Origin of the sequence: Hydrocoleum sp. CS-953 (assembly GCF_002260545.1) — a bacterium.
GTDB lineage: Bacteria > Cyanobacteriota > Cyanobacteriia > Cyanobacteriales > Microcoleaceae > Trichodesmium.
On sequence record NZ_LGSU01001352.1, the window covers coordinates 1 to 10708 of the forward strand.

Here is a 10708-nt window from a genome sequence, read left to right on the forward strand (position 1 = left end):
CTATCTGAATGGATTAACCTTGGATTATTCTGAGGATCTTATGGGTGGAGGGTTCCGATTTAACAATCCTAACGCTAAAGTTGTTTGTGGTTGTGGTAATTCTTTTTCTGTTTGATGTTGACAAAAGCATCTAAATAACTTAATATAAAAGATTGTTTGTAAAGTTATTTGGAATAACTAGGAATAAAGCCAAAAAAAATGTTCCTTAATTTTCCAAAACTTCCTCAAAAGTAGACCGTTGCACCACAGATTTATTTGGTGCAACGGTAAATTATTCCTAATCAAATTAATTATTTGATTAATTATCTCAATATTAGCTATTAGGCAAATATACAGAAGATTAGATCGTATATGACGTACAAATATTAAAAATTAAATATTTGTAGTTCAGGTATCTTTTCTGTTATGGGTGTACCTCACCAAGCTGGAATCTAGTGTAACTTTCTATTGAAACTAACATAGAATATATTCGGTTAAAAAACTGAAGATAATCTTAAGAGTAGCTTGCCTAAATTTGCAGATACTGCTATGAGAGTATGGGGAAAAAATTTATTAAGTAAACTCTACCTCGAATTATTCTACTTTTGTAGCGAGAGTATAAAAAAAATTATCAAGAATAACTGTAACTAATGCCCACAATTCAACAACTGATTCGTTCAGCTCGTCAAGAAACAGAGAAGAAAACTAAATCCCCGGCACTGAAAAGTTGCCCTCAACGTCGTGGAGTATGCACAAGAGTCTATACGACTACACCTAAAAAGCCTAACTCAGCTCTCCGCAAGGTAGCTAGGGTACGTCTAACTTCTGGTTTTGAAGTGACCGCTTATATCCCTGGTATTGGTCATAACCTACAGGAACACTCTGTAGTTATGATTAGGGGTGGTAGGGTTAAGGATTTACCTGGTGTGAGATATCACATTATTCGTGGAACTTTAGATACTGCCGGAGTCAAAGATCGTAAACAAAGTCGTTCTAAATATGGGGCGAAAAAGCCTAAAGGCTAAATTATTAAAATGCAAAATTCAAGAAATTAGTAACAAATAAAGAATCTAGAGCCGTCTGCTACCAGGCAGTCAGTAGACCCTAAACTAAAATGCTTGTGGATTCGGTCTGACGGGGACATAGTTATTATATTAATTGATAATGGATAATTACCTCCGGTTAAAACCATAACGAAATTTAAGATAAGGAAATCTCCTAGCACTTTTTTCTCTTGAAATAGAAGGCTTTAAACCTTTCGGGATTAATTATCAATTATCATTATCCATTGGTAATAACTATTGTCTAGTTAAGAGGAGTAGAAGCAAGAATCTCCCGAATTGCGTGAAAGCAAGAGCGGCGAGAGTGTCAAAAGTCGATTATTCATTTTACAATTTATTGGTTGTCATAATATTATGTCTCGTCGTAGAGTTGTTCAAAGACGTCCCGTTCCTCCAGACCCAAAATATAATAGTCGGTTAGTGAGTATGATTGTCCGGCGCATAATGCATCACGGTAAAAAGTCTGTAGCTTTTAATATCGTGTACGATGCCTTTAAAGCTATTGAAGAAAGGACAGATTCCGACCCACTGGAACTATTTGAAAAGGCAGTCCGGAATGTAACTCCCTTAGTCGAGGTTAAGGCCCGTCGTGTAGGTGGTGCTACTTACCAAGTACCAATGGAAGTACGCTCTGATAGGGGAACTACCCTGGCTTTGCGTTGGTTAGTGCAATATTCTAGATCCAGAGGTGGAAAAACAATGGCTATGAAATTGGCCAATGAATTGATGGATGCAGCTAACGAAACGGGTAGTGCTATTCGCAAGCGAGAAGAAACTCACAGAATGGCAGAAGCTAATAAAGCCTTTGCTCACTATCGTTACTAATTCAATGGATAATGGATAATTAGAGATAGTTTTTATTGATTATTTATTATTCATTACGCTCCTAACCCTAACCAAAAGGGCTTCAAGACCTATGGGTAAAGGGTAGGTAAAGGGTTGAGATTTAATCAGCAAACCCTAAGAAAGTATCTAGAAAATAAAATATTAAATCCTGGTGTAGGGTGGGTGAGGTGCAAATTAATGGTTCAACTTAATAATGAGCTGCTGTGATTCGCTCTAACCGAGGAAAACCTCAACTTTGAGATGCCTTAAATTTATTTTATAGATACCTTCTAATTATCAATTATCCATTATCAATTATCAATTAAGGAAAGGAGGTAACTGTGGGAAGAACTATGCCACTGGAGCGGGTGCGAAATATTGGCATTGCAGCTCATATTGATGCTGGTAAAACAACAACAACAGAGAGAATCCTATTTTATTCTGGCATTGTACATAAAATGGGAGAGGTTCACGATGGCACCGCAGTTACCGACTGGATGGCTCAAGAGCGAGAACGTGGAATTACTATTACTGCGGCTGCTATTAGTACCAAGTGGTTAGACCATCAAATTAATATTATTGATACTCCAGGCCATGTGGATTTCACAATAGAAGTGGAACGCTCTATGAGGGTTCTGGATGGTATAATAGCTGTTTTTTGTTCTGTTGGCGGAGTACAGCCTCAATCAGAAACGGTTTGGCGACAAGCTGACCGTTACAAAGTGCCTCGTATGGCCTTTGTTAACAAAATGGACAGGACAGGGGCTAATTTCTTTAAGGTATATGAGCAAATTCGCGATCGCCTCCACGCTAATGCAGTTCCTATTCAAATTCCTATTGGTAGTGAAAATGAATTTAGGGGAATTGTAGATTTGGTGAGAATGAAGGCTTTTATTTATACCAATGACCTGGGCACAGATATTCAAGAAACTGAGATTCCAGCAGAAGTAGAAGAGTTAGCTCAAGAATATCGTCTCAAGTTAGTTGAGTCAGTGGCAGAAACTGATGATGCTTTGACAGAAAAGTATCTTGAAGGTGAAGAACTTACAGCAGAGGAAATTAGTAAAGCTCTCCGTCAAGGTACTATTGCAGGTACAATTGTACCTATGCTATGTGGTTCTGCTTTCAAAAACAAAGGTGTTCAGCTTTTATTAGATGCAGTAGTAGATTATTTACCTGCCCCTAAAGAAGTTCCACCCATTCAAGGTACATTGCCAAATGGGGAATTAGATGTGAGGCCAGCAGATGATGATGCACCCCTAGCATCTCTGGCATTCAAAATTATGTCAGATCCTTATGGTCGTCTCACTTTTCTCCGGGTATATTCTGGAGTCCTTGCTAAAGGTAGTTATATTTTAAATTCTACTAAAGGTAAGAAAGAAAGAATTTCTCGTCTAATTGTTCTCAAAGCTGATGAAAAAATAGATGTAGATGAACTGCAGGCAGGAGATCTGGGGGCAGTTGTAGGTATGAAACATACCTTGACAGGAGATACAGTTTGTGATAAAGACCATCCAATTATCTTAGAGTCTCTTTATGTTCCTGAGCCAGTTATATCTGTGGCTGTGGAACCGAAAACCAAACAAGATATGGAAAAATTGTCTCAGGCTCTTCAGGCTCTTTCTGATGAAGACCCTACATTCCGGGTGAGTGTCGATCCAGAAACCAATCAAACGGTGATTGCTGGTATGGGTGAACTTCATTTGGAAATCTTGGTAGATAGGATGCTTCGAGAATATAAGGTGGAAGCTAATGTGGGTCAACCACAGGTAGCTTACCGAGAAACTATTCGCGGAGAGGTTCAGGTCGAGGGTAAATTTATCCGGCAAAGCGGTGGTAAAGGTCAGTATGGCCATGTTGTGGTGGAATTAGCGCCTGGAGAGCTTGGTAGTGGCTTTGAGTTTGTGTCCAAAATTGTTGGAGGTACAATTCCTAAAGAGTTTATTAGTCCAGCAGAGCAAGGAATGAAAGAAGCTTGTGAAGCAGGAATCTTAGCTGGTTATCCATTAATAGATGTTAAGGCTACTCTGGTAGATGGATCTTACCATGATGTGGATTCTTCGGAAATGGCTTTTAAAATTGCTGGTTCTATGGCAATTAAAGAAGGTGTTACTAAGGCTTCACCTGTGTTATTAGAGCCTATGATGAAAGTAGAGGTAGAAGTACCTGAAGATTTTATCGGTAATATTATTGGAGACCTGAATTCTCGAAGAGGACAAATAGAGGGTCAAGGTATGGAAACAGGTATGGCTAAAGTAACGGCAAAGGTTCCTTTAGCAGAAATGTTTGGTTATGCTACTGATATGAGGTCAAAAACTCAAGGTCGTGGTATTTTTTCGATGGAATTTNTATGATGAAAGTAGAGGTAGAAGTACCTGAAGATTTTATCGGTAATATTATTGGAGACCTGAATTCTCGAAGAGGACAAATAGAGGGTCAAGGTATGGAAACAGGTATGGCTAAAGTAACGGCAAAGGTTCCTTTAGCAGAAATGTTTGGTTATGCTACTGATATGAGGTCAAAAACTCAAGGTCGTGGTATTTTTTCGATGGAATTTAGTAATTATGAGGAAGTGCCCCGTAATGTAGCTGAGACTATCATTGCTAAAAGCAGAGGATATGCTTAGTAGTTTGGGAAATTGTGTTTTTTAAGTTAAAATACTAGCTTTGGGTTGGATAATGTGAAAATAAAGTCACTGATAACTAGATAAAAACTTGCAATTTACCCAAAAAGTAGGCAATTGTCTAAAACAAAAGCTAATAAAGATTAGTTCATTAATTGATAATCGATAATTACCTCTGATTAAAACCATAGGATAAATATAAGGATATCTTATTTCTTTTTTCTCCTTAAAAGGAGAGGCTTTAAACCTCTGGGGATTAATTATCAATTATCCATTGGTGAGGGGATAGGCAGAGTTGGGAAAATTTATCTATTATTAATCAGTGCATCTGTTTCGTAATTTGAGCGAAGCGGAATTAACAACGGAAAAAAGGAACAAGTAATTAATGGCACGCGCAAAATTTGAAAGAAATAAGCCTCACGTCAATATTGGAACTATTGGCCACGTTGACCATGGTAAAACAACCTTGACTGCTGCAATTACAATGAGTCTAGCAGCACAAGGAAAGGCTAAGGCAAGGAATTATGCGGATATTGATGCAGCTCCAGAAGAGAAGGCACGGGGTATTACAATTAATACTGCTCATGTAGAGTATGAAACAGAAGGGCGTCACTATGCACACGTTGATTGCCCTGGCCACGCTGACTATGTAAAAAATATGATTACAGGTGCTGCTCAAATGGACGGCGCAGTTTTGGTGGTTTCGGCTGCTGATGGCCCAATGCCCCAAACTCGTGAGCATATTCTGTTAGCAAAACAGGTAGGGGTTCCTAATATAGTAGTTTTCCTCAACAAGCAAGATATGGTTGATGACGAAGAACTATTAGAATTGGTAGAATTGGAAGTTCGAGAACTATTAAGTGACTATGATTTTGATGGTGATAATATCCCTATAGTTGCAGGTTCGGCATTACAAGCAGTAGAAGCACTAACAGCTAGTCCAAATATAGCAAAGGGTGAAAATGAGTGGGTGGATAAAATTCTGGCTCTGATGGATGAAGTGGATGGGTATATTCCTACACCAGAACGTGATGTTGATAAGCCTTTCCTAATGGCGGTAGAGGACGTATTCTCTATTACTGGTCGTGGTACTGTAGCTACAGGCCGGATTGAACGTGGTAAAGTCAAAGTGGGCGAAACAGTTGAATTGGTGGGAATCAGAGAAACTCGTAGTACCACTGTTACAGGTGTGGAAATGTTCCAGAAAATTCTGGATGAAGGAATGGCTGGTGATAATGTAGGATTACTACTGCGTGGTATGCAGAAAGCTGATATCCAACGTGGTATGGTTTTAGCTAAACCAGGTTCTATTACTCCTCACAAGAAATTTGAATCAGAAGTATATGTTCTGAAAAAAGAGGAGGGAGGCCGTCATACACCTTTCTTCCCAAATTATCGTCCTCAATTCTACATCCGGACAACAGATGTGACTGGTGCTATTGAGTCTTTTACTGCTGATGATGGTAGTGCAGCAGAAATGGTAATGCCTGGTGACCGGATCAAAATGACAGTTCTACTAATCAACCCAGTTGCTATAGAACAAGGTATGCGTTTTGCAATTCGTGAAGGTGGTAGGACTATTGGTGCTGGTGTTGTTTCTAAGATTGTAGAGTAGAACAACTTCCTGAGAGATTAAGTGGCAGAAAAGCTCATCTATAATTGGTATTTGCTTTTCTGCTACTTATTAATGAAAGTTAATTTTTATAGTCTGTTGCCAGTCAATAAAACTAGCAATTGATAATTGAAAACTTAAAAATCTGAACCTAGAAAATTAAAGAGAAATGGCCACAATTCAACAGCAAAAAATTCGTATTCGTCTGAAGGCATTTGACCGCCGTTTACTGGATACATCTTGTGACAAAATTGTAGATACAGCAAATAGAACCGGAGCTACAGCAATTGGGCCAATACCTTTGCCCACAAAACGACGCATTTACTGTCTGTTGCGATCGCCCCACGTTGATAAAGATTCACGAGAACATTTTGAAACAAGGACTCATCGTAGANCAAAAAATTCGTATTCGTCTGAAGGCATTTGACCGCCGTTTACTGGATACATCTTGTGACAAAATTGTAGATACAGCAAATAGAACCGGAGCTACAGCAATTGGGCCAATACCTTTGCCCACAAAACGACGCATTTACTGTCTGTTGCGATCGCCCCACGTTGATAAAGATTCACGAGAACATTTTGAAACAAGGACTCATCGTAGAATTATAGATATCTATCAACCTTCCTCAAAAACAATTGATGCTTTGATGAAACTTGATTTACCAGCAGGTGTAGATATTGAGGTGAAGCTATAGAGAAATTAAGCCATGAGCAAGTAAGTTTTGAGAATTCTTAATCATGCCCATGGCCTGAAGTTATTGTCTAATGTATACTTCTGAAATCATACATTTATTTAGCAATGCCCAATTTTTATGTCAAAATTCTCAAAAATATAAGTATATAGATATCCAAGTATAGAAAAATCCGCTAAAGTATAAGAATAATAAGTACCAAAAATCTATTAATACTAGGAAAATGCCATCCTCTTCTGTAGCTGTTCGAGAACTTCCCCTATTTCCACTACCAGAAGTAGTATTATTTCCAGGTAGACCTCTACCACTACATATCTTTGAATTTCGCTATAGAATTATGATGAATACAATTCTAGAAAGCGATAAGAAATTTGGAGTTTTAATGTGGGATTCTGCTCAAGATCAAGTTGTGGCAACTGGATGCTGCGCTAAAATTGAGGATTATCAACGCTTACCTGACGATCGAATGAAGGTTTTAACTATAGGTGAGCAAAGATTTAGAGTTTTAGACACAGTGAGAGAAAAACCTTATTTAGTTGGTTTAGTTGAATGGATAGAAGATGACCCTTCAGAAAACGAGCTTGGAGAGTTAGCAAATCAAGTTGAGTTATTACTTAGAGATGTGGTTCATCTTTCTGGAAAACTGATGGATCAGAGAATAGAGCTACCGGAAGATGTTCCTAATTTACCTAAAGAATTATCGTATTGGGTAGCTAGCAATCTTTATGGTGTGGCAACTGAACAGCAAGCTCTTTTGGAGATGCAAGATACTGCTGCTAGACTAGAAAGAGAAGTAGAAATTCTCAGCTCTACCCGGAATCATCTTGCCGCGAGAACTGTTCTTAAAGATACTTTAAAATAATAAGTTAGTAGTTTTGTAAGTTCAAAACATTATGTTTATGGAATATTATTTGGCGTTGGTTATTCAAGCTATGAAATCCAAGTTTGTAAAATATAAAATGCTTTTCAATTAGGAGTTAGCCAATCGCCATTTTAAGATAAATCATAGGCAAAATTACCAACGCCCATTATTTCTAATAATAAATTCCAGTAAACAAACATTGGAAATAAGCAGGGACACAAAATTAATTACACATTTTCCAAATTTGAAACCTTTTTACTGCAAGGCTTACAGATAATTAGAGTAGGTAATCAATTCTGTGTAGGTGCTTAATAGAATGGTATATCAAAATTTAGGTAGTAGGAAGTGAATCATAAACTAAACTTCCTACTACCTAAATTGTCTTTTTCTTCTTAAAAAATTCCTAGCAATTGTTCTGCAATTGCTCAGTTACTATCATACAGAGGTTCCCGTTGTTATGAGGTACAAAATTTTAAGTTTGAGGGAACAGGGAATAGGGAATAGGGAATAGGGAATAGGGAATAGGGAATAGAAAAGAATAAAAACAACTGTACCTCATATAGTAGTTTAACTTAAAAATGAGAAGTTTTTTCGTCTGAAACTCCCTCATAGCAAGGAAGCTTTGTCTCAATCTAAAGTGAAATGACTATAGCTTCGGAAACTGCTCTGAAAATAGGAAGTATGTCCTGTAATTAAATTTGATATTTANGTAGTTTAACTTAAAAATGAGAAGTTTTTTCGTCTGAAACTCCCTCATAGCAAGGAAGCTTTGTCTCAATCTAAAGTGAAATGACTATAGCTTCGGAAACTGCTCTGAAAATAGGAAGTATGTCCTGTAATTAAATTTGATATTTAGGACGAGAAGCAGTAGAACTCAAGACTTCTCAATCATACACTTTGGCTCCCAGAAGCTAAAATAGATGTTTGTTCACTTTGAGCTAATACCTTAGTTTCATCACAAGCCCATTTATGATAATCCACCAATAATTGATGGGTTAGTCTTTGTTTAATTGTCATTAATACACTTTTGAGCAAGCCATTACCAGTTGTTTCTAAAACTGGTAATGGTGTTAACAATAATGGAGGGGGTAATTCTACTTTAACCTCTAAATCAGCTTTACCCTTGAGATGAGTAACTCCTTTTATTTGAATGGGTTCAAGAATGCCAATCAGATTTAGACTAAAGCGTTGGTTTATGTACTCTATCCCACGAATTTCACATCTCTCTGACTTTAAGTAAATTTTGCCTTTAGGACTAGACCACAACCGCATATCTACAGTTGGTTGAATAGTCAACATCATAAAGCTTAGTGGACGCATTTTCAAACGGAAACAATCTCGATCTAATTGCTCTAATCTTGTTGGGTCTGTCAAAGCATTTACTAAACGCTTTGGCTGACGCAGGTAATGCTGAATAGGAACTTGTTCCTCTACTACAGGAATATCTACTGATTGTGAAGCAGTAAATCTTATAATCATATTTTTTTCAAAAAATCAATATTTTATGGCTAAATTTTAATTAAAATTCACATTTATTAATGTGATTCAGATCATATTAAAGTATCTACTCAACTTTGGTCAATAACTAGGATCGGATTTAGGTAAAATTAATTAATTCTCATAAATNCATATTTTTTTCAAAAAATCAATATTTTATGGCTAAATTTTAATTAAAATTCACATTTATTAATGTGATTCAGATCATATTAAAGTATCTACTCAACTTTGGTCAATAACTAGGATCGGATTTAGGTAAAATTAATTAATTCTCATAAATGATACTGCCTTATTAATGAGAACTAAGTAAACAAATGTAATTTAATTTTGCAAAGTGTAAATTATTTTAATTTCTAGAGATTTCCTTGAATATAAAATCTAAAACAGAACGGGATTTTATGAGGAAGAAATCAGGTCTCAAGCATTCTCTTAGCTGTGCCACTTTCGCTCTACAAGGGAATAAAAAGGGAATAAAAAATGAAATTGCGGATTTTCTTGCCTCCTAATTCAGTAGAAGGTACTGTTAACAAAGTTCCTCTCTAGGAGGTTAACTAATACACGACTTACGCAGATGTACTATATATAGAGTAAAAAAACTATAACGTTATAGTTTTGAACACTATATACATTGTCTTTGCGTAAGTCCTATAATAACTAATAACTGATAATTGAAATGACCATATCTATCGCACATCTTGGCCCTGCTGGAACTTATGCAGAGACAGCAGCAGTGGCATTTTCTCACAAACTAAGTCAGCTTGGTCAAAAATCTATTCTGTGCCCATATCCTAGTATTGCTCAAACTTTATGGGCAGTCTCTAAAGGGGAAGTTAATTTGGCAGTTGTACCTGTAGAAAATTCTATTGAAGGAAGCGTTACTATTACTCTAGATACACTTTGGCAATTGGATATTTTAGAAATTCAAACAGCATTAGTCTTACCTATTTCTCATGGATTAATATCATTAGCGAGTAATTTTGAAGAGATTAAAACTGTTTATTCTCATCCACAAGCTTTAGCTCAATGTCAAAGTTGGTTAGAAAAGTTTTTGCCACAAGTACAACAAATTCCAGCTAATTCTACCACAGAAGCATTAGAGCATTTAGAAACAGATCGGAGTGCCGCAGCGATCGCTTCTCAAAGAGCTGCTGAACTTTATCAATTGCCTATATTAGCTTACCCAATTAATGATTATCCTGATAATTGTACTCGCTTTTGGGTGTTGAAACAAGGAAGTACAGAAATAGAAAATTCGGCTTTAAAACTGATAATTAATAGGATAAATAAACCAGAAAATTTAGTTTTTACTTCTTTAGGTTTTACTGTACCTGCAAATGTACCGGGAGCTTTAGTTCAACCATTACAAGTATTTGCCAAAAGGGAGATTAATATGAGTAGAATAGAGTCTCGTCCTACGAAACTATCTCTAGGGGATTATTTATTTTTTATTGATATAGAAGCGAATAGTAATCATAATTATGTTAAGGCAGCAATAGAAGAATTGAAAACCTATACCAAAATCCTCAAAATCTTTGGCAGTTATACTATTATGGCAAT

At 36.6% G+C, this 10708-nt stretch carries 9 protein-coding genes and 2 pseudogenes; 10 read left to right on the plus strand and 1 reads right to left on the minus strand.

Annotated elements, in window-relative coordinates; all coding sequences use genetic code 11:
• From AFK68_RS42585 to AFK68_RS25675, 9 genes and pseudogenes are all read left to right on the plus strand, one after another.
• A partial coding sequence (locus tag AFK68_RS42585; RefSeq protein WP_143438253.1) for an iron-sulfur cluster assembly accessory protein occupies positions 1–115 on the plus strand: 115 nt, incomplete at its 5' end.
• 514 nt (positions 116–629) lie between these two features.
• The gene (gene rpsL / locus AFK68_RS25640; protein WP_094676223.1) at positions 630–1004 is read left to right on the plus strand and encodes a 30S ribosomal protein S12; all 375 of its coding nucleotides are present in this window, start codon (positions 630–632) and stop codon (positions 1002–1004) included.
• Positions 1005–1394: 390 nt separating this feature from the next.
• Positions 1395–1865: a 30S ribosomal protein S7 gene (rpsG, locus tag AFK68_RS25645; RefSeq protein WP_094676238.1), complete on the plus strand. Its 471-nt coding sequence runs from the start codon at positions 1395–1397 to the stop codon at positions 1863–1865.
• A gap of 341 nt (positions 1866–2206) precedes the next feature.
• Positions 2207–4213, plus strand: a 2007-nt coding sequence (gene fusA / locus AFK68_RS25650) for an elongation factor G (RefSeq protein ID WP_143438254.1), incomplete at its 3' end; no start/stop codon positions are given.
• A gap of 1 nt (position 4214) precedes the next feature.
• Positions 4215–4491, plus strand: a pseudogene (fusA, locus tag AFK68_RS25655) (elongation factor G); the annotation flags it as partial.
• 382 nt (positions 4492–4873) lie between these two features.
• Positions 4874–6103, plus strand: a complete 1230-nt coding sequence (gene tuf, locus AFK68_RS25660) for an elongation factor Tu (RefSeq protein ID WP_094676228.1) — start codon at positions 4874–4876, stop codon at positions 6101–6103.
• A 166-nt stretch (positions 6104–6269) separates the two neighbouring features.
• The coding region (gene rpsJ / locus AFK68_RS25665; protein ID WP_371357559.1) for a 30S ribosomal protein S10 at positions 6270–6494 on the plus strand (225 nt) is incomplete at its 3' end.
• Position 6495: 1 nt separating this feature from the next.
• Positions 6496–6795, plus strand: a pseudogene (gene rpsJ / locus AFK68_RS25670) (30S ribosomal protein S10); the annotation flags it as partial.
• A gap of 220 nt (positions 6796–7015) precedes the next feature.
• Positions 7016–7654 (plus strand): LON peptidase substrate-binding domain-containing protein, encoded by a 639-nt coding sequence (locus tag AFK68_RS25675; protein WP_094676232.1) that lies wholly within the window; start codon positions 7016–7018, stop codon positions 7652–7654.
• An 888-nt stretch (positions 7655–8542) separates the two neighbouring features.
• Here AFK68_RS25675 and AFK68_RS25680 read toward each other — a convergent pair.
• Entirely contained in the window at positions 8543–9133 is a 591-nt protein-coding gene (locus AFK68_RS25680; protein ID WP_094676234.1) for a DUF1997 domain-containing protein, read from the minus strand.
• Positions 9134–9824: 691 nt separating this feature from the next.
• Between AFK68_RS25680 and pheA the strand changes: the two genes are divergently transcribed.
• The coding region (pheA, locus tag AFK68_RS25685; RefSeq protein WP_094676236.1) for a prephenate dehydratase at positions 9825–10708 on the plus strand (884 nt) is incomplete at its 3' end.